Genomic DNA, 24,997 nt, shown 5'->3' on the forward strand with positions numbered 1-24,997 from the left:
TGCACTGGTTCCGCCGGCTGCGCATCCGCTGGGAGATCCGCGACGACATCCACGAGGCCTTCCTCAGCCTGGCCTGCGGCATCATCTGCTGGCGCTGACTGGTCAACCTCTCACTTTGTTAGGAGTTCTAAGACCGGCGGCCACGCTGGCGGGCGGCCTCGTACAGCGCCACCGTGGCGGCGCATGCGGCGTTCAGCGAACTGGCCGCGCCACCGATCGGGATCTGTGCCATGACGTCGCAGCCCTCCCGCCAGCCCGCGCTCAGCCCGGAGGTCTCGTTCCCGATCACCAGCAGTGTGGGGCCGGTCAGGTCGACCTCGGCGATGTCGGCGGCGCCGTTCTCGTCGGTGCCGACCACGCTCAGCCGATGACCGGCCGCCCGCTCCCGGTGCACCCACTCCAGCACCTCGCGGTGCGAGCGGACGCGGACCACCGGCACCGCCAGCAGCGACCCGGTGGAGGCGCGCACCGCCTTGGGATCGTACGGATCAGCGGCATGCCCGGTGACGATCAGCCCCCCGCCGCCGAACGCATCGACCGAACGCACCAACGTGCCGATGTTGCCCGGCCCGGTCGGCCGGTCAAAGACCACTCCCACGAATGACGGCACCACCGCGATCCGCGACAGATCATCGGTCGGCAGCGCCACCACCGCCACCAGTTCGGGGACCTCCTGCTCCTTGCCGCTCAGCTGGCGCAGCAACTCGGGCGCCATCGCCACCCGGTCGGCCCCGGCCCGCTCCAGCATCCCGGCCGCCCACCGCGACAACGGCCGCTCAGCGTCATAAATCAGCGCCCGCACCGGCCAGCCGCGCTCCACCGCCAGACTGATCGGCCGGACGCCCTGCACCAGAAACTCCCCCGCCCGCTGCCGCCTGTTCCGGTTCCGCAACAGCGCCTCCCACTGCTGAAACTGCGCGTTGGGCCGCGAAACCCGCAGCACACCCCCCACCCGACGCCCCAATCTTCGTCTTCCACCAGCAAACGCGCAGTTTCCCACACCACGACCTAGTGGCTGATTCCATTTCTCAGAAAGCAGTCCCGGAGGTCGCGCGCCACACTTCCCCTTAGAGCTCCTAACGCAATGAGGTGAGGCGTCGCCAGCAGATCAGTGCACAGTCGAGCCTGACGAAGGCTTCGTGGATGTCGGCGCGGATCTCCCAGCGGATGCGCAGCCGCCGGAAGGCATGCGACAGGGCGAAGGTCTGTTCGACGTCCCATCGCTGTTTGCCCAGGCCAGATCCGTGCTCGGTGCCACGGCGGGCGATCAGCGGCCGGATCTGCAACTCCCGGACCAGGCGGCGGTACTTGTCGTGGTCGTGGTGACCGAGCTTGCCGAACGGCTGTCGGCTGCAGCGCAGTTTGACCTGTTTATCTTGGTCGATGATCACGGGAAGCTATGAAGTGGATCTCCACGCAATCCGCCGCGGAGATCGCGGACAAGATGCCGGCCGACTACGCCGGTGACGACAAGGCGCTGTACATCCAGTCGATCAAGGACTCGTCGCCGATGTTCACCACCGACGGCGTGATGCCGGCGGGCGGCCCCGAGACGGTGCTCGACGTGCTCGGTACCTTCAGCGACACGGTCAAGGCGAACAAGTCGAAGATCGACCTCGGCAAGACGTACACCACCGAGTTCACCAAGGCCGCCCAGTAACGGCAGACGGCCCCGGACCGTCGGGTCCGGGGCCGTCGTCGGCTCTGCTAGACGGTGTGCCGCAGGACGATCGTCAGGTTCTTGGTGCTGGCCGGAACCCGGACCGTACCGGCCTTCTGGTCGACGACCGCACCCTTGGCCGACACGTTCACGATGTTGTCCCGCAACGCCGGCAGCTCGACGCTGTACGCCGCGACGTCCGACACGTCACCGCTGAACTTGATCAGCACCGCCTTGCCGGCCGTCTTCAGCTGGTAGCCGACCCGGCCGCCGCTCTGCACCGGGTACCGGTCGAGCCCGATCTTCTGGCCGGTCCGGAGCCACTCGTTCGGTACGCCACGGCCGATGATCAGCGACCCGTCCGACTTCTCGGCGATCAGCGAGTCGAACAGCACCTTGGTGGCGGTCGACTGACCCCACATGTGCTGGTTCGAACCGCCGCCGCCCCGGGCGTGGTCGATGTCCCACGGCGAGCTCGCGCTCGGGTAGTCGACGCCCTCCCACCAGCCGAACGGACCGCTCATCGCCTTGTCGATCATGTACTGGTAGGCCTTGATCCCCAGGTCCCGGTACTGCTCACCGCGCAGCGCGGAACTGCCGTACCCGGCGTTGTACGCGCTGGAGAAGTACCCGTGCGGGTAGCCGCCGAAGTTGTAGATCGAGTCCGAGATGTCCTTACGCCGGTCGAAACCGTGCGTGTAGGTGGCGTCGATCTTGTCGATCATCGTGCCGGTCTGCTCGGCGCCGAACAGGTAGCCGTCCCAGGCCCACCGGCCGAACAGGAACATCGAGGCCCAGTTCGCGTCCCGCGGGTCCTTGCGCGGACCGGTCTCGTTCGGCTCGACCATCGAGATCGGGATGTAGTCCAGCCCGTACTGCTGCATGGTCTGGTCGATCCGGTCGGTCGCGACCTTCAGCAGGTCGTCGTACTCCGCCTTCGCCCACGCCGCCTCGTCGGTCTCGCCGAGCGCCGTGGCCAGGTACCGGTAGGTGGTCAGACCAGTGAGCGCCGACCAGTTGTCGATCGTCCAGTACCCGCGCGAGTCGATCGCGTCGGTCTGCTTGATGATCCCCTTGCCGCCGTCGATCCGGTCGGTCTCGATCGTGTGCGTGTTCTTCTTGATCGTCTCGAACCGGCTGCGGACGAAGTCCTTGTCACCGGTGCGCTGCAGGTACAGGGCGTACGGCCAGCTGTACTTCCACTTCGCGTCGTCGTACTGCAGCTGTGCCGGCAGCGTGGACAGGTAGTCCTTCGCGTACGTGAAGTCGCCGATCGTCAGCAGCGTCGACACGATGCCGATCGTGTCGTGGTCGAACATCGTGTCGTACCCGTTCTCGCCGACGTGCAACTGCTTCTCACCGTTGACGTCGTCGCGGATGATCAGCGTGTAGATGTAGCCGGCCTTGTACGCGTTGATCAGCCGCTTGTCGGGCAGGTCGGTGATGTCCGCGATCGCCGACAGCCGGGTGTTCCAGTACCGGCGCATGTGGGCGTAGTGCTGGTCGAGGCCACCGAGCTGCTGCAGCTGTGTCGCGGTCGGCCAGTCGTACGTGCCGTCGAACCGGTCGGCGGCGACCGCGTAGTCGCGGACCACGGTCTGGCCGGCGTCGATCGTCGTCACGGCCGGGTCGGCCGCCGCGGTCAGCGGGGTCAGCTGGTTCGAGACCCGGGGCAGCCGTGCCTGCTTCGCGGTCGTGTTGGTGACCGTCATCCGCGAGTACGCGACCTCGAAGCGGTTGCCGCCGACAACGACCAGGTCGGCGAAGTTCTGCACCTTCAGGTCGAGGCCGTCCTTGGCGTACTCACTGACGAACGCCGGCAGGTAGCCCTCGGCGTTGTACCACTTGATCTTGCCCGGGATGTTCGGGACCCCGAAGGTGATCATCGCGTTGCCCCGGCTGCGCAGCCGGTAGCTGCCGTCGATGAACGCGATCGGCGCGTTCAGGTCGCCCTCCCAGCCGAACGACGAGGTGAGCCCCGGGTTGGTCACGCTGGTGTACTCGGCGTTGGCCGCCGACGACACGGCCTCGTCGAAGGCTGCCTTGAGCAACAGGTACGACAGCCGCAGCTCGTCGCGCTGGGCCGAGTTGTTCGCGAGGGTCGACTTGGCCGAGGTGATCTCGCTGTACAGCTGCTTCTGCGCGGTCGCGGTCGCGGCGTACACGTCGGCGGCACCGGCCTGGGTGAGCAGGTCCTGGGTGAGGCGGCGGTAGCCGTCGGCCGACGTACTCGCCTGGGCCACGCCCGCGAGGGTGACGTTGCCGGAGCCGTTCGTCTTACGGAGCAGTTGCGCACTGATCTTGGCGGAGTCGCCGGCGCCGAGGGTGAGGTCGAACATCCTGGTGACCGAGGCGTCGGTGCTGACCAGATCCGTACTCACGAACGTCGGCGTGGTCGCACCGTTGAGGTAGACCGAGATCTTCGCCGTGGCGCGCCAGGCGCCGGAGACGAAGCGCACCGTACGGCCTTCGGCCGCGGCCGGGACGGTGAGGTCGTAGCCGTACGGCGCGGTCAGGTCGACGTTCTGGCTCGCGCCGTCGGCGAAGAAGATGCCGCCGTGACGCGTGCCCGGCTCGGCCGCGGTCGGCGTACCGTTCGTCCACGAGTAGCTGACCGGGTTGTCGTTCTGGGCGCCGATCGCGCCGCCGGCCTGCCGGTTCGTGACTGCCAGCCGGGGCGTCGAGTCCGGGACGCCCGTACGGCGGTTCACCGTCGAGCCGTCGAGGTGCAGCCAGTCGTTCGGGCCGTCGACGGTCAGGTTCATCGAGACCGGTGCGGCGGTCGCGGTCAGGCTCGGGTCGGCCGCGGATTTGACCAGCGAGAGTGCGGCGGCGGACAGCGACAGGTTCCCGGCCGCCTGGAGCTTGGAGGCGAACTTGGCCGTGACCACGACGCCTTCACCCGGGCGGATGGTCACGCTGTAGCGCTTCACGGCCGCTGTCCCGCCGGCGGTGATCGGCGTGGTGTACGCCGTACCGCTGCCGTCGGCCGCTGCGACGGTGACGGCGCCGGTGGCCTGCCAGATCCCACCCACGAACACCAGGCGCCGTGGCGAGGCCGCGGCGGGCACCGTGATCCGGTAGCCGGCGTCGTGGGCGGTCGTGTCACCGACGGTCGTGGTGTCGTAGTTGAAGACACCGCCGGTGGTGACGCCCGATGCCGAGGTCGGTGCGGCACCGTCGGACCAGCCGAACGCGACCGGGCTGTCGCTCAGCTGGGTCCGGCCGCCGACGGGGTTCAGGTCGTCGACGGTGATCGACGGTGTCCCGGCCTTGCGGTCGACGCCGGACCCGGTGACATGCACCCAGTCCAGGTCGCCGTACGTGGTCAGGTCCATGGCGCCGGCGTTCGCGCGGCCGCTCGGGAGGTTCTCGACGTTCACCACGAACGGGTCGGCCGGCGGCGCTGCCGCCGAAGCTGCGGAGGTGGAGACCACTGCGGTCACCACGAGTGCCCCAGCGGCGACGGCCGCGAGCACTCTGGGTCCGGCTCTCATCTTGTGTCCCTTCAGGCGGTTGGCACAGTGACGCGCGCCGGAGCAGCGACTCGGGCGCGTGCCGGGAGTTCGGTCGGTACTACGGCTCGCGGGTGCGGGTCAGGGGAGGCTGGAGCCGCGGACGATCAGCTCCGGTTCCAGCAGTACGTGTTGTAGGTCGCGGGGATCGCCGGCCATCAAGTGGTCGACGGCCTGGATCAGGTGCCGGCCGACCTCGTCGATCGGCTGGCGGAGCGTGGTCAGGCCCGGACTCACCAGGGCGGCGGTCGGCGAGTCGTCGTACCCGGTGATCGCGACGTCGACCCCGGGCCGCAGGCCGCGCTCGTGCAGGGCGCGCATCACGCCGAGCGCGAGCGTGTCGGACGCGCGGACCAGTGCGGTGGCGGGGGGGTGTTCAAGGCATTCGACACCGACTGCGCCGACACCCCCGCCCGCTGTGCCACCTGCACCAACGTCACATGCCCATGCGGCGCGGGCCCCCGAGACGTGTGCTGCGGAACCATCGCCATCCCCTAGCCAGATATTTAACGTTAAAAAGACCTAAAAAGTCTGGCAGCAAGCTAGTGAGTCCTCCCTGCGCCGTCAAGGGGTCGACCCAGAGCCTGAAGTTTTAACGCTAAACAGTACAGAGCAGTCAGCTTCACTCACACACGCATCGACGTACGCCAGCCGTCGATCACGACCGGCGGGCCGGCCGGACCCCCAACTGCTCGACCGCGATCGTCATTCCGCTCCCCGGCTCACTCCCCGCTTCCACAACAGCTCGATGACGGATCTGCTCACCGCTCGTTCGTAGCGTGTTCACGCGCGTCGGCGCGGCGGGTGATGAGCTGCGCGAGGATCGTGGCGTCGTCGTGTGGGAGGGTCCAGTCGGCTCCGCCAGCGCGGAGGAGCAGGGCGGGGCCGGGCCTGCTGAGGGGTGGTTTGTCGGTTGCGAGGGGTTAGGTGAGCTGCACGGCGCCGGAGAGCATGACGTCGCTCGTTCCCTCGACGGCGGTCAGGAGGTACGTCGTAGCGCGCATACTCGTGCTGTCGCCTTCGGCGGTTCTGATCCGGATGCTCGTCTGGAGGCTGATGGTGCGGTCGTCGAGGACCAGTCGCAGCCTCGCCCCGCCGCGCATCCGGAAGGTGAGGACGTACGGCGTGTCCGCGAGCTCCGGCGTGATCGGGTACATCAGCGTGCGCTCGCCGTACCAGCCGATGCCGTAGCCGATCAGCCCGCCGACCACCGCCCCCGGCAGGAACAGGACCTCAGACCCGTCGAGGACGATCGTGTAGAACACGGTGAACAGGCCGGTGACGCCGCCGGTCATCGCACCGGCGCTCGCCCATCGGGTCGGGCGATACCGGCTCCGCTGCCGGTAGAACCAGCCGACGACGAGCACCCCGAGCGGGATCAGTCCGGCCTGCCAGTTGAAGGTCTCGCTGTCGGCTGCGGCGCTGATCATCAGGACGAGTACGAGAAACGCCGGCGGGATGCCGACATACACCGCCCACGTCATGCCCTGCGCCTGTCGACTTCGCCGTACGACCTCCACCGAGCTCACCGTCCTGCTGTGGATGAGGCAGTGGGTGCCGGGGGCGTCGTGCCAGTCGACTGCCGCGGCGGCAGGTCGCCCAGCCGGGTCAGGAGGATCAGTTCGGCGTCCAGTTCGCTGAGCACGCCTGAGGTCACCGCGTCGAGCAGCACCAGGTCGGGGTGGGGCCGGTTAAGGGGGCGTGGCGGGGGAGGCGACTCGTCCGGGGGTTGCCGCCGCTCGGCCTGGGAGACGATGTGCCGTACGGTGCGCTCGCCCGCGTACCGGGCCGCCTGGCACAGCCGGGGGCGCATGCCAGGGGCGTCGATGTCCAGTCGGCGCAGGGTTTGCAGGTAGCCGGCCAGGATCTCGGAGTCGACGTCGGCAGGGTCGCCGCAGGGGAGGTCGCGGGTCAGCGATGCGGCGATCATGCGGAGGGCTGGCATTGCCATGCCGACGGCGGCGATCGTCCAGGCGCCTTTGCGCTCCCGCGACCGGATGACGAGTTCCCGCCAGACGGCGTCGCGGGTGTCGTGGGTGACGTGCCGGGCGGTAAGCAGCATGCGGAGCTCCAGCAGGTTCACCTCGCCCCTGGGGAGGCCGGGGGCGAGCGCGGTGCAGTCCAGGGCCAGGGCACTCGGCCCGGTCGCCAGCAGCCGGAACGAGGTCTCCGCGGTGTCCAGCGGTGAACCGGTGACGGGATCGGCGCTCATTTTCTGCTCCAGTCCGAGAGGAATCCGTTGGTCTCGAAACCGGTGTACGCACCGCCTCAGAATTTGCTCAGAGCTGATTCAGAGCTCCGCTTCAGAGATTTCTCATAGCCCGCCGTTCGCGATCTCTGCACTGTTCAGAGATTTGGCCGCTCGCCTCAGAGCCTGATCTGAGGGTTAGCTCTCTGAGTAGTCTCTGAGGCCCCTGCTGTCCTGGTCATGCGCCTTCGGACCGTCCAGCGGACCAGACCGGCGTACGCATCCGGAGAAACGTGTCCCGACAACACGATGGAAAGCAGGAATGAGAACCAGACAATCGTCAACAAGCGCGAGGGCCTGAACAGCCCGGAGCGTTCGGAGAATCGCCGGCTGGTGATTTCACCGGTGACGATCCAGACCGCGCGGGCATTCGTCGCCTGGACCCAGCACCATCTCACCCCGCCGATGGGTGCCGCGTTCGCCGTCGGTGCGCAGACCGGGGATGGGACGCTTGGACCGCCCCGGCGAAGTTGGAGGCTAGATCAACTGGTTCTCGACCGACACGGGTGCTGTGCCGCGTGACCGGTGGAACGCTTCCTCGTACTCTAGCGGGGGAATGTTCCCGCAGTAAGAATGTAGCCTTTCGGTGTTGTACCACGCCACCCATTCCATTATGGCGATCGTCACATCAATCACATTTTTCCAGCCTCCACGGAAATCGATGAGCTCCTTCTTATAGAGGCTGTTGAGCGACTCAGCGGCGGCGTTGTCGAAGGAATCGCCCTTACTGCCGACCGAACGGGCCGCACCGATCTGATCCAGCCGCTCGGCGTACCGGATCGAGGTGTACTGCACACCGCGGTCGCTATGGTGAACAAGGCCACCATCAATGCCGCCACGCGACCAGATCGCCATTTCCAGCGCGTCCAATGCCAAATCCGCCGCCAGGTGATCGGCGACCTGCCATCCGACGATGGCCCGGGAGAACAGATCCTGCACGAACGCGGCGTACACCCACCCGGCAGCAGTGTCCACATACGTGATGTCCGCGACCCACCGGCAGTCCGGCACGTCCGCGGTGAAGTCCCGTTCCAGCAGATCACCCGGCCGATCCACGCCCGCCACCGTGGTGGCGGGCCGCTTACGGACCGCGCACACCCCGGCGATGCCCAGCTCACGCATCAGCCGCTCCACCGCGCACCTGGCCACCTCGACACCCTCACGGTTCAGCTGCGCCCACACCTTCCGCGCCCCGTACACCCGCCGGCCCGAGCCTTCCCACACCCGCACGATCTCCTTTTTCAGCTGCTGGTCACGCACCGCACGAGCCGACGGAACCAGCTCGCGTTTCTTCGCCGCCCAATATGTCGACGGCGCACACCCCAGGGCGGCACAGATCGGCTCGGCACCGAACCGGTCCCGGTGGGAATCGATGAACTCGACTAGCGCGGCAGTTTCGGATCGAGTTCCCGGGCGAAATAAGCGCTTGCGGCCTTCAGGATCTCATTCGCCCGCCGCAATTCACGATTCTCGCGCTCGAGCTCGGCGATCCTTTGTGCCGTCGATGTCGGTGAAGCGTAGCTGCGCGCCGGGGTGAGGGCGTTCCTTGCGGACGATGACCCGCATGCCCTTGGGCCAGGACGACACATCGAGCATGCCGGTAAGTTCGGCGACCCATGCGCCGTCACGGGGTTGCCGGTCGGCGTCGTAGGCGACCTCCCACACCTCCTCGGGCAGGTCGAGGATTGCGGAGCAGATGTCGCCGGTGAGGTTGAACCCGATGGAGTACTTCAGGCGCCGGGCGGTCACCCAGTCGAGGAAGGCGTGTGTGCCGCCCCCCGAGTCGGTCCGGATCAGTACCTGTTTGTGCAGGTGGACCGGTATCTGGTTGAGACCGGGCCGTCCGGCGGTGATGTGGTCGGCGGCGGTGTTGGACCCGGCGTTCCCGCGGCGCAGCAGGGCGGCGGCCTCTCCCGTCCCGCCCTGACCGTGGTCGATGAACGCGGTCATCGGGTGAAAGCCGTAGGTGTGTTTCCAGGTCGGAGCCGCGTGCTGCTTGTCGGAATGCGCGATCACGATCGTCGCGTCCAGGTCCACCGGGATCAGCGTGCCGTCCGCCCCGGGAGCCCGGTCACCCGCCAGTGTCCAGGCCCTGGCCCGTGCCGCCGCGCGGGCGGCGCGGATCCCCCGCAACGCCTTGGGTCCCGCATCAGCAAGGGTCTTGACCAGCTGTGACACCGTGGGATCGGAGGGCACCGGCCCGTACAACTCCGGTGCGGACCGTAACACCGCGATGTCGGGGCAGTCCCCGCCCAACGCGAGTGTCAGGGCGAGGTCGGCCACGATCTTTCCGGGATCGTGGATCGCTCGCGGTGCACGCCACCGTTCCAACGCTTGCGACAGGCCGTTGTCCAGGCCGGTCACCCTCAGCGCTTCCACCAGCAGCAAGCCGCCGGCCTGGCCGACCAAGCCCTTGCCGTCCGAAGACACCACGATCTTGGAGCGACGACCGATAGACTGCATCGGAAAAGTGCCTTTCGAAATGGCGTGGACAGGACCCTCAGCAAGTCCAATCCTCCCAGTTCAAGGCAATTTTCGCTTCTAAACGATCAACCAGACGTTCTCCTCGGTGAAAGCGCGAGGTTAGTCCAATGACGTCGTGTACTGGGTGTTCGCGGCCGTCCCAGCAGAGGCCCACGCGCTGCCACGGCTTGGGCGGGGTGTGGGCCCGGTGGATCGCTGAGGGGAGTCAGGGCTTGGCTCTACTCTTGGAGCATGAGTATGCCCTCGATCCCCGGGTACCTCGAACCGCCGAGGGGAGACACGCTCGCCAACCTGTGGTCTAAGCCTGCCGGCGACTACCCGGCCGCGTTGTGGTTGCTCGATGATCTGCGAGTTGTAACCAACAACCCATCAGGATGGCTGGTCGTCGAGGAGCACTTCTTCACAGAAGCGAAGCACGGCGGCAGGGGCTGCGTTCTAGTCAACACTGAGCAAGCCTCCGAAGCGCTGGAAACCACGACGTGGGCCGGCCGCGACTTGGGTAAAGTCAGCATTTGGGACGACGGACGATTCGACAACGGCTTGGAAGAAACGGACAGGAGCGTCCGCGTTGAATTCTTTGTCCACGTGCGGCGCCCCAGCGGTTCGCCAATGCCAGTGGTAGAGATCAGTCTTCCATTCTTGTGGTATTTTGATGCCGTCCCAACCGGCTCGGGTTGGATGTACCTCAACCGCGCGGGGCGAGACCAAGACCTCGTTCGGTGGGAAATCTCGGAAGGCGCCTGGAAGGTTGAAGTTCGGGCGCTTGAGTTTCGCCAGTTTCTTGCAGCGTACAAGCGGCAAGCGATTGTTCAGCTTGACTTGGTTCCGAAAACCAACGATCCAGAATTTGAACGAGTCGACGACACATTCAGGAACGAGTGGGCACACATTGACTTTCACGCCGTACACGAGCCCTCGATGGGCGACCGGCCGGCGTTCTCTCGACTGCTGGGGCAATACCTGATCGGCGGGCTAAGAAATTCCCGTGCCCCTCGTTTCGAGGAGAGAGCCCAGGATCGTGACTACCCGACGTTCATCTATGCCATGGACCCTGAAACCGGCCAGCCGCTCACGCACACTTGCGACCCGGACCAACTCGGAACCTACTTCGACAAGGACGGTACCCGGCTTCACTTCTTGACGCCCGCCTACTTCAAGCGCGAAGTGCTCCAACCGTACGCCGCCGAGCCGAGTCGATATCGACTCTCCGCTTCACGGTTGTCGTGCCTGGACCTGTGGGGTCTGGACATCTCCTTCAACAGCGCGGGCCTCGTCGAGGTCTACCTAGGCGACCTCGGGCAAAGTCTTCCCTCAGACGAGTGGGGACACTGGCGGACCCACAACGTGCCACCCGAAGGCGAAATGGACGAAGGCCGCTACCGTCGCGACTTCCTAAACCAATGGGCCAGCTCAAAGAACGTCGTCGGCGATCTGCAACGGGCGCGCGCCGCAGCGGCCGACACCTCGGCCAAGCTACTAGGTGCGCCGATCTGGAAACCCCTCACCGGTGACATCGGGGCCGAATTCGACTCTCTGATCGGTCCGCTGAATAACGATCCAGCCTCCCTCGGCGGGCCACTGCTCGTCCTGACCAAAGCTCTAGTTGACGCCATCGACCCCGCACCACTGAAGGCGCATCTAAAGACCGTCGAGAAGGGCGAGAGATCCTTGCAACTTCTTCAGCGCTACGCCGAAGATCTCGGCGATACCTCGAACATCACAGCAATCCTGCGTGAACTGTATGACTTCCGTTCCGGTGGAGGAATTGCGCATCTCGCCGGATCTCGTGCCCCCAAAGTCCGGGCGGCGCTAGAAATTTCCGGCCTCTCCAACATCGAAGCCTTCGAATCGGTGGTAAGTCGCGCCACCGCCTGCCTTGCCGCGCTCACGGCCCTCATGGGAGATGCGTCACGGATCAACGAAGAGGGCTCAACGGACGGCGACGAAAGGTAACCCAAGAAGATCGCCAAGCGGAAGCCCTAACGGCCAATCGTGTTTTCTATCGGAGCGAGTACAAACTCCGCCAAGCCTGCGTTCGCGTGAAGGGCGACATGTGTGGCCCGTCGAATGGCGCTGTCCATTAAGCGTCAGATATCCTCTGGACTGGCCATGTCCGAGTGGCGGAATTGGCAGACGCGCCAGACTTAGGATCTGGTGCCCTAGCGGGCGTGCGGGTTCGACTCCCGCCTCGGGCACTAATGAATACGTGTGTGCCCCGGCAGTTGTTTTGCCGGGGCACACACGTGTTTGAGGGCGGTTTCAGTGTGTGGCGAGTGGGTGGGGTTCGCCTGTGAGGGCGGCGAGTGCTGCGGCTACTTCGGGTAGGTCGGCGCGGACGTAGGTCGCGGTTACGCCTGCGTTTGCTGAGTCGGTATGCCCGGCGTAGGCGCGTGCGATGGCGTAGCCGAAATTCCTTTCCACCCAGGTGAGTGTGGTCGTGCCGTAACCAGTGGGCGCTGATCTGCTGGGCCGCGACCCACGGTAGGTGTTTGCCGATCCTCACCCACAGATGGTCGTAACGGCGTGAGCTGATCGGTCGACCATCGGCGTAGCGCAGTAGCTGTCCATTTGGGGGCGCTCCGCGCTGTTCGGCGTGTTGTTGTAGGTGCGCCATGAGCGTCGGTGACACGGGTTGCCACCGCGTGGAGCCACCCTTTCCCGCAGCCGGACGAGGCACTGTTCGGGGTCAAGGTCGTTCGGGCGCACAGCCAGGGCGCCGCCTCGGCGGCACGCGGTCTCGGTGTGGGTTCGCAGGATAAGCGTGTCAAGCGCGGGGTCGTTGCCGGTGGTCGCGGCGACGTGGTTGATTTCGGCTAGCCACGTGTCCGGCACCGCCCGCCGCATGCTGGGCTGACGCCTCGGCTTGGGTACCTTCAGCGCCGGGTTGATCCCGGGCGCGATGACGCCGTCGTTTTCGGCGTGCCGGTACAGACACCGCAACGCCGAGATGAGATGTTCGGTTGCGGCGTGCCCACCCCGCGCGCTGCGCCGAATGACCAGGTTCGCCTTTCGGTGTTCGGCGAGCTGCTGAATCTCAGACGGCGTGGGCTCGTCAATCCGCCGCGACCCCCAATGCTCCACTACGCGGTTCCAGTAGGAGCCATACACGCGGCGGGTCGCATCGGAAACGGCGGCGCTGACCACGGGGACGTACTCGGTGAACGTCGGGGCCGGGGCACGGTCCTCGGCCGCCGCCAGTAGATCGGCGGGGGAGACCCCCAACCGGGACAAGAGCAGACGCGCGGCGTCGATCTCGGCGGCGCTGGGTTGCGGTGTAGTGGTGGTCATTGGGCGCCGCCCGTCAGGTCGAGGGGCTGGGATGGAAGGGTGTCGAGTGCTGCGGGCGGGTAGATGGACAGGCGCGACCGCAGCGGGTCAGCGGCGAGGAGAACGCGATCACCAGCGGCCAGGGCGCAGCGGTGGCGCAGCGGGACCGGCACTCTCACGTGGCCTTGGTTGGTGACCTGAAACGACCCATCGGGGTCGGGGAGCACGGCGAGAATCCCGCCGGATTCGGTGATGGCCAGGCGTAGCCCAGCGGGCCAGCCCAACGCCTGCATGATTACGCGATCAGCGACGCGGCCCCGATCATCGACCGCTGAGAGCCCATACACGGTGGACGCCATGCGACGGGAGATCAGCGACGGGAGCGGCAATGGTCCCCGCGCGACAGATGCCCCGCCAGGACTGCCGGCCTTCGCAGTGCTCGGGAGCACCGGCGGCACGATCGGGGCCACCGTCCGGGCCCTCATCAGAACAACCCCGGCCCGGACACACGAACGGGCTCTACCTCAGGCGTCCGCCCGTGGTAGAGCCCACTTGACCACTGATACCTCTGATGTAGCAGGCCTGCCACGTACTGGTGTCCGAGGGGGGACTTGAACCCCCATGCCCCGTAAAGGGCACTAGCACCTCAAGCTAGCGCGTCTGCCTATTCCGCCACCCGGACGAGTGGTGCCTGCACGCGGGAGTGTCTTCCCGCGTCGGCTGCACCAGGTTAGCAAACTCCGGGCAGTGCGTCATACCGCGAATCCGGGCGGCCGCCGGGGGCGGAGGGACGTGTCCGCGAGGGCCCGGGGGCGGGGAGGACTGTGGGCGTCGCGGGGGTAAGCGTGGTCGCGGGTGGTGGGCGGGAGGACGGGTGGGCGTGGTCGCCGGCGGACGGACCTGATCGCGGGCAGGTCGGCGGGGGTGAGCGCGTGGGCGGGAGGGGGTGCCTGAGTAGGGGGAACAGGGGTTCTGGCGGCAGGATGGTGGGGTCAGCCCCTACCCGGACCGAAGGAGCACGCATGTCCGTGTTCAAAGGTGAGGATGAGGTCGCCGAGCTGTGCCGCGACCTGATCCGTATAGATACGACAAATCCTGGGGACAACACGGGCCCCGGGGAGCGGGTGGCCGCCGAGTACGTCGCCGGGAAACTGGCGGAGGTCGGGCTGGAGCCGCGCATCCTGGAGAGTGATCACAAGCGGGCGAGCGTGATCGCCCGCATCGAGGGCGAGGATTCCGGCCGTGGCGGGCTGGTGCTTCACGGGCACCTCGACGTGGTCCCCTTCAACGCCTCCGACTGGAAGCACCATCCGCTGAGCGGCGAGGTCGCCGACGGGTGCGTCTGGGGTCGGGGCGCGGTGGACATGAAGAACATGGACGCCATGATCCTCGCGGTGGTGCGTCAGAGGCTGAGCGAGGGGCGCAGGCCGCCGAGGGACGTCGTGCTCGCGTTCACGGCGGACGAGGAGGCCGGGGGCGCGTACGGGGCGCAGTGGCTGGCGACCGAGCATCCGGAGCTGTTCGAGGGCTGCACCGAGGCGATCGGCGAGGTCGGTGGGTTCAGCGTCTCGGTGGGCGAGGGCAACCGTCTGTATCTCATCGAGGCCGCCGAGAAGGGCATCGCCTGGATGAAGCTGACGGCGACCGGGCGCGCCGGGCACGGGTCCATGCTGAACAGCGAGAACGCGGTCACCGAGCTGGCCGAGGCGGTGGGCCGCATCGGCCGGTACGAGTGGCCGATCCGGCTGACGCCGACGGTGCGCGACTTCTTCAAGGAGGCGTTCGACATCGAGGTGGAGGCCGACGACGCCGAGGCGGCGGCCGCGAAGCTCGGCCCGCTGGCCCGCATGATCGGGGCCACGCTGCGCAACACGGCCAACCCGACGATGTTCGACGCCGGCTACAAGGCGAACGTGATCCCGCAGGTCGCGACGGCGCATGTGGACGGGCGGTTCCTGCCCGGGTACGAGGAGGAGTTCTTCGCGACCATCGACGAGCTGATGGGGCCGAACATCACCAGGGAGTTCGTGTACCACGACATCTCGCTGGAGACGGCCTTCGAGGGCCCGCTGGTCAAGGCCATGGCGGACTCCCTGCTCGCCGAGGATCCGGGCGCGCGGGCCGTGCCGTACACGCTGTCGGGGGGCACCGATCTCAAGGCGCTCAGCGGCCTGGGCATCCGCGGGTTCGGGTTCGCGCCGCTGCGCCTGCCCGCCGACCTGGACTTCTCCGGGATGTTCCACGGCATCGACGAGCGCGTGCCGATCGACTCGCTCAAGTTCGGCGTGCGCGTCCTTGACCGCTTCCTGGACGCGTGCTGACCGGTTCCAGGGAAATGCTTTGCCGTTCACTGCTCGTGCTGATACGGTAACTTTCCGTTGAGGGGTTGGTGTACACGATCAGCCCTGCGAAAGCTGGGCTGATCGAGGGTGTTCGGGGAGGTCGCGTGGCACGCACCGGTCTGGGACCGCGGGTGGGCGAGTCGCCCGCCGCGGCTCGGTGCGTGCCCGCGGCCGCTTCGGGCGATCGGGCTCAGACGATCGCGACGCGGGAAGTCCGGATGGCACGGTTCGTGGCCGGCTCCCGGTTCGGTCGTCTGCTGGCCGTCGGCGGTCTGATCGCCGTCGGCTGGGTCCTCGGCCTGCTCTTCGGCCTCGCCGGCACGGCGTCCGCGGAGCCGCACGTCCCCTCGGGGCACGTCGCCGCGGCCGGCCGCGCGGGCGAGGACGTCCAGGTCTCCCCGGTCGCGGCGAGCCAGTCCCAGGCCGTGGCGGGCGCCTCCGCCGGTACGTCGGCGGCGGCGCGCGGTCCCGCCTTCGCGCCACCACCTCATGCGCCTCTTGTCGCCTCCGGGCCGGCTCCGTCCGGCGGTTTCCCCACGGTGAGCGACACCGCCTCGGCCGATGCCGGGGCGATGGCGGGACGCAGTGTGGACGGGCTCACCAGCCAGTCCAAGCCCGCACATCCCACGCCATCCACCGCCGATCACTCGGCGGGGGCCGACGGCATCGTGCCCCGGGGTGGTGGTTCCGGCCCGTTCGGGCCGGGTCTGGGGGACGTCGCGCGGTCCGTCTTCGACCCGAGGCTCGTGGTCGCGCCCGCTGTCAGGGCGAGTGCGCCCGCCCCCGTCGTCCGCACAGCCGCGGACGATCCCTCTTTCTCTCCCGACTGATCCCCGCCCTCTGCCGGTACGGGCCCGCTGGGGCCGGCCGGTCGCGGAGCGCGCCGCAGATCACAGCTCTCCTCGATGGTGGCTCTTCACGAGAGTGACGCCTCGGAGACGACTCTTCGGGAGAGCTGTGAGCGGTCTCCGCGCGGGTGACGCGTCATCTCCCGCATCCGCGTCGACGGTTATCGACGGTCATTGTGGTCACGGTGGCCGGCGGCGGTACCAGTGGCGGCACCTGTGATGGGCACCTCGCATCTCCGGTCCCACCAGGCGAAATCCCGCTATGAACCGAGATTTCCAGTGACCGACGTCCCGTGAAAGGCGCACACGACCGTGTGCGTGACCCGCGCCCGGCATGCCATTCCGGGCGGTGGCACTCGGCACGTCGTCGCCCGGCGACATCTCGAACCGCACGGCGGCCACGGCGCCTCACAGCGTCACGGCGGCCACGCCAGCCACGGCGTCACGGCGGCTAACGGCGTCACGGTGGGACGGCCCTGAGACGGGCCGGACACCCGGCGCCCGTCAGGAAGGCCGTCCACCACGCGGGTGTGTCAGGAACTCCCCCCAAGAAAACAAATCCCCCCAGAAAACAAGGAGCGAATCAATTATGCGTACGTGGGCGAAGGGCTCCGCTCCCGCCGCACTTCTGGCGGTCGGCGTCCTGGCTTTCAGCGGCGGCACGGCCTATGCCGACACCTCCGGCACCGGTTCGGTGGGCGGAGGCAACCAGATCGACCTGCCCATCACCCTTCCCGTCGACATCAGCGGCAACGCGGTCGGCGTCGCGGGCCGCGCGTCCGCCTCCTCGCGCGGCGGCTCGTCCGTCCACGGCGGCTCCGGCGCGTCCGCCACCCCGGGCACCACCAACGGCGACGGCAGCGTCCTCGGCGGCAACCAGGTCAAGGCGCCGATCACCGCGCCGGTCAACGCCTGTGGGAACGCGGTCTCGGTCATCGGGCTGTCCGACGCGGGCTGCCGGGGCGGGGCCGAAGTGAAGGGCGGCGGCAGCGGCCTGGCCGGCGCGGGCGGCAATTCGACGGACGGGCGTCACAGCGTGCTCGGCGGTAACCAGGTCGTCGCCCCGATCACCGCGCCCATCAACGTGTGCGGCAACGCCGTCGCGGTCATCGGCCGGTCGGCCGCCGGATGCCGGGGCGGCGCGACGGCGAAGGTCGGCGGCGGGCAGGGCGCGGGCGGCAACCGTACGTCCGGGCGCGGGTCGGTGATCGGCGGCAACCAGGTGGTGGCCCCGATCACCGCGCCGGTCAGCGTCTGCGGCACCTCGGTGGCCGCGATCGGCCACGCGTTCTCGGGCTGCCGGGGCGGCGCGACCGTCACCAGGGGCGGCGACGGCTACAACGGCCCCGGCGGGGGCGGTGGCGCGGGCGGCAACTCCACCGACGGTCGTCACAGCGTGCTCGGCGGTAACCAGGTCGTCGCCCCGATCACCGCGCCCATCAACGTGTGCGGCAACGCCGTGGGCAACGGCGCCGCGACCTGCCCGGGCGGCGTCAGCGCCCCGGCCGCGGGCATCGGCGGCGGCGCGGGCGGCAATCGTACGTCCGGGTACGCGTCGGTGCTCGGTGGGAACCAGGTGGTGGCCCCGATCACCGCGCCGATCAACGTCTGCGGCACGTCCGTGGCCGTGATCGGCCGGGCGTTCTCGCACTGCGCCGGGGGCGCGACGGTCAAGGGCGGCGGCGGCCGCGGCGCGGGCGGCAACAGGACGGACGGCCGTCACAGCGTGCTCGGCGGTAACCAGGTCGTCGCCCCGATCACCGCGCCCATCAACGTGTGCGGCAACGCCGTCGCCGTGCTGGGAGACGCCGCCGCGGGCTGCCTGGGCGGTGCGAGCGTGGGCGGCCAGGGCGCCGGGCACGGCGCCGGGCACTGGGCCCGAAGCTCGGGCGACGTGACCGCCGACAAGCGGCCCGGCCTCGGTCTGCTGCCCGAGATGCCGCTGGTCCCGGCGTTCCCCGCGCAGCGCGGGCCGGCCGCGCCGAGCCACCAGTCGAGCCTGGCGGGGGGGCCTCAGCTCCCGGCCACCAGTGGTCGCCAGAGGCCCCTCGGCCTTCCCGAGCTCCCCGTGACCCCGGGCCTCCCGGCGGCCCAGGGAGCCTCCGCCGGCGACCCGCTCGCCCCCGTCAGCAAGATCGTCTCTGGCGCGCCCGCCGGGGACATCGCCGGTGGACGTTCCGCGACGGGCACCCTGCCCCTCGCGGGCGACAAGATCGGCCTGATGAGCGCGGAGCGGCCGCTCGGCGTCACGGGCATGAACGCGGGCTCGCTGGTGGCCCTGCTGGCCGGTGCGCTTTTCGCCGCCTCGGCCACGCTCGTCGCGAGCACCCGCCGTCTCCGCCGCAGGTGAACGACCCGGAGTGAGACGCCGGCGGAGCGACACCGCCGGTAGGACCGGCCGGTTCCGCGTCGCGAGCCACGCGACGCGGGGCCGGGTGGCGCCCGGTGAGCGCCGCGACAGCGCTCACGCGCGTCGCCACGGAGCGGACGACGGGCCGCGAGCCATGCGGTTCTGTTATAGATCGTCGGCTCCGGGCGGCGCGACGGGAGTCACGAGCACTACGTGCGGACGCGTGAGGTCAGAGGGGTCTTCGACGCCTGTGGCACACGCGTGAGGTCAGAGTCACAAGCACTTCGTGCGAACGCGCGAGGTGGGGTCACAAACCCTTCGCCGTGATCCTGCGGCGGAGTCACAGACGCTTCGCAGCCTGCGAACACAGGCCGCGGCCCAGGGCCGTGGGGCCCGGTTCGCGCGGCGGAGCACAGATGCTTTGCCCGTTCCGGGGGCGCGGCCCGGGGCGGGCAAAGCCATGTCCAGGGTTTACAGTGGGGTGCCGAGGATGTCGAGGATTACAGTGTGCTGGCCACCCGCAGGATCTTCCGGCGCAGCCGGACGTACCGGCGCCCGTCGGGATACAACCTCAGACGGTCCAGCTCCCAGTGCCCGTGCTCGGCATGCTCGGTCAGTACCCGGCGGGCGGTTTCCCGTGTGGTCCCGCGCGGGAGGTACAGGTCCAAATAGGAGTACTCGAGCACTGCTATTAGTCTCCGAAGGGTGTGCAAGGGGACGCTGGCACTCTCTGGGCTCTATTCTGCGTCCTCGTGGGTATCGGGTCCAGGTAGGTGGAACACCGGTAAGTGACCGGGTAGTCCGACGGGGAGAAGTTTCCGACGACGGGTTACCTTCATGCCTGTGACGGATCACCCGGCCGGCCGCCCACGGCGGGCCGGGAGCGACCGCCAGGAGAACGACAGCGAACAGCGAGGTAGGAAGCAGCGTGCCAGCCAACAACGGCAACGCCGGCGGAACCCGCCTGGTGATCGTGGAGTCGCCTGCGAAGGCGAAGACGATCGCGGGGTACCTCGGGCGTGGCTACATCGTGGAGTCCAGCATCGGTCACATTCGTGATTTGCCCGAAAAGGCCGAGGACATCCCCGAGAAGTTCAAGGGCGAGGCATGGGCCCGCCTCGGGGTCAACGTGGACCACGAGTTCGAGCCGCTCTACGTTGTCAATCCGGACAAGAAGTCCCAGGTGTCCAAGCTGAAGCAGCTTCTCAAGGACGCCGACGAGCTCTACCTCGCCACTGACGAGGACCGCGAGGGCGAGGCCATCGCCTGGCACCTCCAGGAGGTGCTGAAGCCCAAGATCCCGGTGCACCGCATGGTGTTCCACGAGATCACTCCGCAGGCGATCCGGGACGCGGTGTCCAACCCCCGCGGCCTGAACCTGCGCCTGGTGGACGCCCAGGAGACCCGGCGCATCCTCGACAGGCTCTACGGCTACGAGGTCAGCCCGGTCCTGTGGAAGAAGGTCAAGCCGCGCCTGTCCGCCGGCCGGGTGCAGTCGGTCGCCACCCGCCTCGTGGTCGAGCGCGAGCGCGAGCGCATCGCGTTCACCTCGGCCGAGTACTGGGACCTGCAGGCCCTCTTCGACACCGGCCGCGACGAGGACCCCCGCAGCTTCCGCGCCACGCTGACCGGCGTGGACGGCCGCCGGGTGGCCCAGGGCCGCGACTTCGCCAGCACGGGCGCCCTGAAGAGCGCCGAGGTCCTGCACCTGGACGAGCAGGCCGCGCGGGCCCTGGCCCAGCGCCTGGAGGGCTCGGCGTACGCCGTGACCTCGGTCGAGAGCAAGCCGTACACGCGCAAGCCGTACGCGCCGTTCCGGACGACCACGCTGCAGCAGGAGGCGAGCCGCAAGCTCGGCTTCTCGGCGAAGTACACCATGCAGGTCGCGCAGAAGCTGTACGAGAACGGCTTCATCACCTACATGCGTACCGACAGCACCACCCTGTCGGATACCGCGCTGGCCGCCGCCAGGAGCCAGGCCGTGCGGCTGTACGGCGCCGAGTACGTCCCGGACAAGCCGAGGGTGTACGCGAGCAAGGTGAAGAACGCCCAGGAGGCGCACGAGGCCATCAGGCCCTCGGGGGACGAGTTCCGCACTCCCGGCGAGACCGGGCTCAGCGCGGACATGTTCCGGCTGTACGAGCTGATCTGGCAGCGCACGGTGGCGTCCCAGATGAAGGACGCCGTCGGCGAGTCGGTCAGCGTGCGCATCGCCGGCACGTCCTCGACCGGCGAGAAGGTCGAGTTCAGCGCCAGCGGCCGCACGATCACGTTCTACGGCTTCCTGAAGGCGTACGTCGAGGGCGCGGACGACCCGGCCACCGACCGCGACGACTCCGTGCGCAGGCTGCCGAACCTCCACGAGAACGACCCGCTGACCGCGCTGGAGCTCGGCGCAGAGGGCCACGCGACCAGGCCGCCCGCCCGGTATACCGAGGCGTCGCTGGTCAAGGAGCTGGAGGACCGTGAGATCGGCCGCCCGTCGACGTACGCGTCGATCATCGGCACGATCCTGGATCGCGGGTACGTCTCCAAGAAGGGGACGGCGCTGGTGCCGTCCTTCTTGGCGTTCGCGGTGGTCAACCTGCTGGAACGGCACTTCGGCAACCTCGTCGACTACGACTTCACCGCCGACATGGAGAAGGTGCTCGACGACATCGCCAACGCCCGCGCCCAGCGGGTGCCCGAGCTGCGCCGTTTCTACTTCGGTGACCACGGCCAGGGGTTGAAGGAGCTGGTCAGCGACCTCGGCGAGATCGACGCCCGGGAGATCAGCTCGTTCCCGATCAACGGGACGGACATCGTCATCCGCGTCGGCCGGTACGGGCCCTACCTGGACCGCGACGGCGCGCGGGTGAACGTCCCAGAGGATCTCGCGCCGGACGAGCTGACGGCCGAGAAGGCGGAGGAGCTGTTCAAGCAGCCCTCGGGCGAGCGCGAGCTGGGCACGGACCCGGTCAGCGGGCACAAGGTCGTCGCGAAGACCGGGCGTTTCGGGCCGTACGTGACCGAGATCCTCCCCGAGGAGGAGCCGCCCGCCGACGGCAAGAAGAGGGCGAAGAAGGACGCTCCGAAGCCCCGCACCAGCTCGCTGTTCAAGTCGATGTCCCTGGACACGATCACCCTGGAGGACGCGCTCAAGCTGCTCTCGCTGCCGCGCGTGCTCGGAGGGATCGACGGCGAGGAGGTCACCGCGCAGAACGGCAAGTTCGGCCCCTACATCAAGAAGGGGACGGATTCGCGCTCGCTGACCTCGGAGGACGAGATCTTCACGGTGACGATCGAGCGGGCCAAGGAGCTGTTCGCGCAGCCCAAGCAGCGGGGCCGGGGTCGAGCGGCCGCCGCGCCGCCGCTGCGCGAACTCGGGAACGACCCCGCCACCGGCAAGCCGGTCGTCGTCAAGGAGGGTCGTTTCGGGCCGTACGTCACCGACGGCGAGACGAACGCGTCCCTCCGCAAGGACGACTCGGTGGAGCAGATCACCATCGAGCGGGCGGCCGAGCTGCTGCAGGAGCGCCGCGCCCGCGGGCCCGCGCCGAAGCGCACGCGTGCCAAGGCGGGCGCCAAGTCCTGATGTGTGCGAAATTTCCGTCGTGCCCGGAGGTATGCCTACCAACCCGGGCGCGACGGAAATTTCCGTTTTTGCCGGGAAAGTGGAAAACCTATCCGGCGTACGGCTGCGTGAACCCCTCTCCGCGGCCCTGAGCGGCCCGTAGCGGTCCGAGAATCCGTGATCGGAAGCCGGAACCAGGGCCCGGTACATGAAACGCCCCCAGCGCCCGGCGTGGGCGTCCAGGGGCGTAAGGGGCGAACGGCTCAGGCGAAGAGGGTGCGCCCCCAGTAGTCGCCCGCGTCGCGCAGCCCCGGCGGGCAGGCGAACAGCCCGCTGGAGACGTGCTTGATGTACTCGTTCAGCAGGTCCTTGCGCGCCAGCTCCATCTGGATCGGGACGAACTGCTTGCGCGGGTCGCGCTGGTAGGCGATGAAGAACAGCCCGGCGTCCAGCCGCCCGAGCCCGTCGGAGCCGTCCACGTAGTTGTAGCCGCGCCGCAGCAGGTGGGCGCCGCCGTGTGTGGACGGGTGCGCCAGGCGGACGTGGGCGTCCATGGCGATGGCGGGCTCGCCGTCCGCGCCCTTGGCGTTGAAGTCGATCGGGTCGAACTCGCGGGACTTTCCGAGCGGCGCGCCCTCGCCCTTGTCCCTGCCGAAGATCTGCTGCTGCTCGGACAGCGGGGCGCGGTCCCAGGTCTCGATGTTCATGCGGATCTTGCGGGTGACCATGTAGCTGCCGCCGGTCATCCACGCCGGCTCGTCCTCGGGGGCGACCCAGAGCTGCTGCTTCAGCATCTCGGCGTCCTCGAGCTTGAGGTTGTCGGTGCCGTCCTTGAAGCCCATGAGGTTGCGCGGGGTGGCCTGTGCCCGCGAGGTGGACGAGGTGCGGCCGAAGCCGAGCTGGGACCAGCGGACCGACACCTTGCCGAAGCCGATCCTGGCGAGGTTGCGGATCGCGTGGACGGCGACCTGCGGGTCGTGGGCGCACGCCTGGACGCAGATGTCGCCACCGGAGATCTCGGGCAGGAGGGCGTCGCCGGGGAACTTCGGCAGGTCGGCGAGGGCGGCGGGCCTCTTGGCCGCGAGCCCGAACCGGTCGTCGAACAGGGACGGCCCGAAGCCGATGGTGATCGTCAGCCCGGAGGCGGGCAGGCCGAGCGCCTCGCCGGTGTCGTCCGGCGGGGCCTCGGGGACGCCGCCGACCGCGCCGAACGTGCCGGCGTCCTTGCCCTGGGTCATGCGGGCGGCGGCCGCCGTCCACTCCTGGAGCATGTCGACGAGCTCGTCGCGCTTCTTGGTGACGACGTCGAAGCTGACGAAGTGCAGGCGGTCCTGCGCGGGGGTGACGATGCCCGCCTGGTGCTCGCCGTAGAAGGCGACCGGGTCGGAGGTCGAGGCCGCGGCGGCCGGGGGCGCACCCTCCAGGAGGGTGCGCGAGGCCAGGACGCCCGTGCCCGCGGCGGCGACCCCGGCCGCGCCCAGGCCGAACAGCGTGCGGCGGTTGATCTGTTTCATCGCGTCTCCTCGCGCCCCTGGGTCCGCCCGCTCACTTGGCGATCACGGCGGCGACCTTGCTGATCGGCTCGGCCAGCGCGTTGATCGAGTCGGACAGCTCCTTCAGGTCGGCCTTGGACAGCTCGGTGTGGAGCTTCCAGCCGTCGCCGGAGCGGTGCTTGCCCAGCGTGCCCTCGGCGGCGGCGAACTTCTCGTCCAGGGTCGTGACCAGGGCGGGGTCCCGTTCGGTGAGGACGGGACGCAGCGCGGCGATCGCGCCCTTGGAGCCTTCGAGGTTGGCCGCGAAGTCCCACAGGTCGGTGTGCGAGTAGCGGTCCTCCTCGCCGGTCATCTTGACCGTGGCGACCTCGTCGAGCAGGCCCTTGGCGCCGGTCGCCAGCTTGAGCGGGGACAGCGGTTCGGAGTTGGCCCGGTCGACGATCTTCTTCACGTCCGCCATCAGCTTGTCGGCGATGGGGCCGTCCTTGCTGATGTCCTTGGTGTCCCACAGGTCCTTCTCGATCCTGTGGAAACCGGTCCATTCGGCGCCCGGCTCGATCGCGTCCTCGCGGGCGTCGATGGCGGGGTCGAGGTCGCCGAAGCTCTCGGCGACGGGCTCGATGCGCTCCCAGTACGTCCGCGCGATCGGGTACAGGGTCTTGGCCTTGTCGACGTCGCCCGCCTTGACGGCGTCCACGAACTCCTGGGTCTTGACCAGCAGGGTGTCGGTCTGGCTCTTGACCCAGCGGCCGTAGTCCTTGGCGGCCTGGGCGAGCTGGGCGTCGTCGGACAGGGACGCGGCGGTGCCGCTCACCTTCAGCGGGTTGCGGATGCCCTTGCCGATCATGCCGGGCTTGCAGGCCGTCTCGTACGCGCCGGCGGGCAGTTCGACGATGACCTCGCGGGTGAGGCCGGGGACGATGTTCTCGACCTCGCCCATGACGCGGTCGCCCGCCGCGTAGACGTAGAACTCGGTGACCTTGCTGCCGCCGTTGGTCACCTGGAAGGTCGAGGTGCCGGCGGGCAGGGCGGTCGTGGAGACCTTGCACTCGGTGTCCGAGGCCGCGACGGTGATCTTCCCGGGCTTGCCGGAGGACTGCGCGGACGTGTCGCCGCCGCCGCTCGTCGACGAGCATGCGGTCAGCCCGGCGAGGGCCAGCGCGCCGGCGGTGATGGCAGTGGCGGTACGCATGTTTCTCCAGTTCACGATGGTTCTAGACGAGGTGTTGGGGCCTGA

Annotated in this window: 17 protein-coding genes, 2 tRNA genes and 3 pseudogenes; 8 read left to right on the plus strand and 14 right to left on the minus strand. The window is 68.5% G+C overall.

Features of this window, described 5'->3' with window-relative positions:
- A pseudogene (locus tag AB0M95_RS35360) lies at positions 1 to 98 on the plus strand (IS5/IS1182 family transposase); the annotation flags it as partial.
- A 29-nt stretch (positions 99 to 127) separates the two neighbouring features.
- Here AB0M95_RS35360 and AB0M95_RS35365 read toward each other — a convergent pair.
- Positions 128 to 952 (minus strand): TrmH family RNA methyltransferase, encoded by an 825-nt coding sequence (locus AB0M95_RS35365; RefSeq protein ID WP_363774392.1) that lies wholly within the window; start codon positions 950 to 952, stop codon positions 128 to 130.
- Positions 953 to 1,076: 124 nt separating this feature from the next.
- Positions 1,077 to 1,328 (minus strand): annotated as a pseudogene (locus AB0M95_RS35370) (IS5/IS1182 family transposase); the annotation flags it as partial.
- A 71-nt stretch (positions 1,329 to 1,399) separates the two neighbouring features.
- Between AB0M95_RS35370 and AB0M95_RS35375 the strand changes: the two are divergent.
- Positions 1,400 to 1,660, plus strand: a complete 261-nt coding sequence (locus AB0M95_RS35375) for a hypothetical protein (RefSeq protein ID WP_363774395.1) — start codon at positions 1,400 to 1,402, stop codon at positions 1,658 to 1,660.
- 47 nt (positions 1,661 to 1,707) lie between these two features.
- Here AB0M95_RS35375 and AB0M95_RS35380 read toward each other — a convergent pair whose 3' ends face one another.
- The 6 genes and pseudogenes from AB0M95_RS35380 to AB0M95_RS35405 form a co-directional block, all read right to left on the minus strand.
- Positions 1,708 to 5,157: a hypothetical protein gene (locus tag AB0M95_RS35380; protein ID WP_363774398.1), complete on the minus strand. Its 3,450-nt coding sequence runs from the start codon at positions 5,155 to 5,157 to the stop codon at positions 1,708 to 1,710.
- Positions 5,158 to 5,256: 99 nt separating this feature from the next.
- Positions 5,257 to 5,679: a substrate-binding domain-containing protein gene (locus tag AB0M95_RS35385; RefSeq protein ID WP_363774464.1), complete on the minus strand. Its 423-nt coding sequence runs from the start codon at positions 5,677 to 5,679 to the stop codon at positions 5,257 to 5,259.
- A gap of 419 nt (positions 5,680 to 6,098) precedes the next feature.
- Positions 6,099 to 6,704, minus strand: a complete 606-nt coding sequence (locus tag AB0M95_RS35390) for a hypothetical protein (protein WP_363774401.1) — start codon at positions 6,702 to 6,704, stop codon at positions 6,099 to 6,101.
- A complete protein-coding gene (locus AB0M95_RS35395; RefSeq protein ID WP_363774404.1) occupies positions 6,701 to 7,387 on the minus strand; it encodes a hypothetical protein in 687 nt (228 codons plus the stop codon). Before AB0M95_RS35395 ends, AB0M95_RS35390 begins: the two co-directional genes overlap by 4 nt.
- Before the next feature lie 513 nt (positions 7,388 to 7,900).
- Positions 7,901 to 8,833: pseudogene (locus AB0M95_RS35400) on the minus strand (IS3 family transposase); the annotation flags it as partial.
- 51 nt (positions 8,834 to 8,884) lie between these two features.
- The gene (locus AB0M95_RS35405) at positions 8,885 to 9,886 is read right to left on the minus strand and encodes an IS1380 family transposase (protein ID WP_363774407.1); all 1,002 of its coding nucleotides are present in this window, start codon (positions 9,884 to 9,886) and stop codon (positions 8,885 to 8,887) included.
- Positions 9,887 to 10,138: 252 nt separating this feature from the next.
- Here AB0M95_RS35405 and AB0M95_RS35410 point away from each other — a divergent pair, with 252 nt between their 5' ends.
- Together AB0M95_RS35410 and AB0M95_RS35415 are read left to right on the plus strand one after the other, a co-directional pair.
- Positions 10,139 to 11,860 (plus strand): hypothetical protein, encoded by a 1,722-nt coding sequence (locus AB0M95_RS35410; RefSeq protein WP_363774410.1) that lies wholly within the window; start codon positions 10,139 to 10,141, stop codon positions 11,858 to 11,860.
- A 158-nt stretch (positions 11,861 to 12,018) separates the two neighbouring features.
- Positions 12,019 to 12,102, plus strand: a tRNA-Leu gene (locus tag AB0M95_RS35415).
- 304 nt (positions 12,103 to 12,406) lie between these two features.
- On the opposite strand, the gene AB0M95_RS35420 is transcribed toward AB0M95_RS35415, so the two are convergent.
- The 3 genes from AB0M95_RS35420 to AB0M95_RS35430 all read right to left on the minus strand — a co-directional run bounded on the left by AB0M95_RS35420 (position 12,407) and on the right by AB0M95_RS35430 (position 13,856).
- The gene (locus AB0M95_RS35420) at positions 12,407 to 13,195 is read right to left on the minus strand and encodes a hypothetical protein (protein ID WP_363774413.1); all 789 of its coding nucleotides are present in this window, start codon (positions 13,193 to 13,195) and stop codon (positions 12,407 to 12,409) included.
- Positions 13,192 to 13,458, minus strand: a complete 267-nt coding sequence (locus AB0M95_RS35425; RefSeq protein ID WP_363774416.1) for a hypothetical protein — start codon at positions 13,456 to 13,458, stop codon at positions 13,192 to 13,194. Before AB0M95_RS35425 ends, AB0M95_RS35420 begins: the two co-directional genes overlap by 4 nt.
- A gap of 309 nt (positions 13,459 to 13,767) precedes the next feature.
- Positions 13,768 to 13,856: transfer RNA gene (locus tag AB0M95_RS35430), tRNA-Leu, on the minus strand.
- 340 nt (positions 13,857 to 14,196) lie between these two features.
- On the opposite strand from AB0M95_RS35430, the gene AB0M95_RS35435 reads away from it, so the two are divergent.
- The 3 genes from AB0M95_RS35435 to AB0M95_RS35445 all read left to right on the plus strand — a co-directional run bounded on the left by AB0M95_RS35435 (position 14,197) and on the right by AB0M95_RS35445 (position 18,714).
- Entirely contained in the window at positions 14,197 to 15,495 is a 1,299-nt protein-coding gene (locus AB0M95_RS35435; RefSeq protein ID WP_363774419.1) for a M20/M25/M40 family metallo-hydrolase, read from the plus strand.
- A gap of 239 nt (positions 15,496 to 15,734) precedes the next feature.
- A complete protein-coding gene (locus tag AB0M95_RS35440) occupies positions 15,735 to 16,346 on the plus strand; it encodes a hypothetical protein (protein WP_363774422.1) in 612 nt (203 codons plus the stop codon).
- Positions 16,347 to 16,953: 607 nt separating this feature from the next.
- Positions 16,954 to 18,714 carry a chaplin gene (locus AB0M95_RS35445; protein ID WP_363774425.1) on the plus strand — a complete coding sequence of 587 codons (1,761 nt, stop codon included), beginning with the start codon at positions 16,954 to 16,956 and terminating at the stop codon, positions 18,712 to 18,714.
- Positions 18,715 to 19,214: 500 nt separating this feature from the next.
- Here AB0M95_RS35445 and AB0M95_RS35450 read toward each other — a convergent pair whose 3' ends face one another.
- Positions 19,215 to 19,400, minus strand: coding sequence for a DUF5703 family protein (locus AB0M95_RS35450; protein ID WP_184609253.1), 186 nt, complete (start codon positions 19,398 to 19,400; stop codon positions 19,215 to 19,217).
- 242 nt (positions 19,401 to 19,642) lie between these two features.
- Here AB0M95_RS35450 and topA point away from each other — a divergent pair, with 242 nt between their 5' ends.
- Positions 19,643 to 22,288: a type I DNA topoisomerase gene (gene topA, locus AB0M95_RS35455; RefSeq protein ID WP_363774428.1), complete on the plus strand. Its 2,646-nt coding sequence runs from the start codon at positions 19,643 to 19,645 to the stop codon at positions 22,286 to 22,288.
- Positions 22,289 to 22,530: 242 nt separating this feature from the next.
- Here the strand turns inward: topA and efeB are convergent, their stop codons facing one another.
- Together efeB and efeO are read right to left on the minus strand one after the other, a co-directional pair.
- Positions 22,531 to 23,781: an iron uptake transporter deferrochelatase/peroxidase subunit gene (efeB, locus tag AB0M95_RS35460; RefSeq protein ID WP_363774431.1), complete on the minus strand. Its 1,251-nt coding sequence runs from the start codon at positions 23,779 to 23,781 to the stop codon at positions 22,531 to 22,533.
- A gap of 31 nt (positions 23,782 to 23,812) precedes the next feature.
- Complete coding sequence (gene efeO, locus AB0M95_RS35465) at positions 23,813 to 24,952, minus strand: iron uptake system protein EfeO (RefSeq protein WP_363774434.1); 1,140 nt, start codon at positions 24,950 to 24,952, stop codon at positions 23,813 to 23,815.
- Positions 24,953 to 24,997 lie beyond the last annotated feature (45 nt).

Source organism: Sphaerisporangium sp. NPDC051017 (assembly GCF_040683095.1).
In the GTDB taxonomy this organism is placed as follows: Bacteria; Actinomycetota; Actinomycetes; order Streptosporangiales; family Streptosporangiaceae; genus Sphaerisporangium.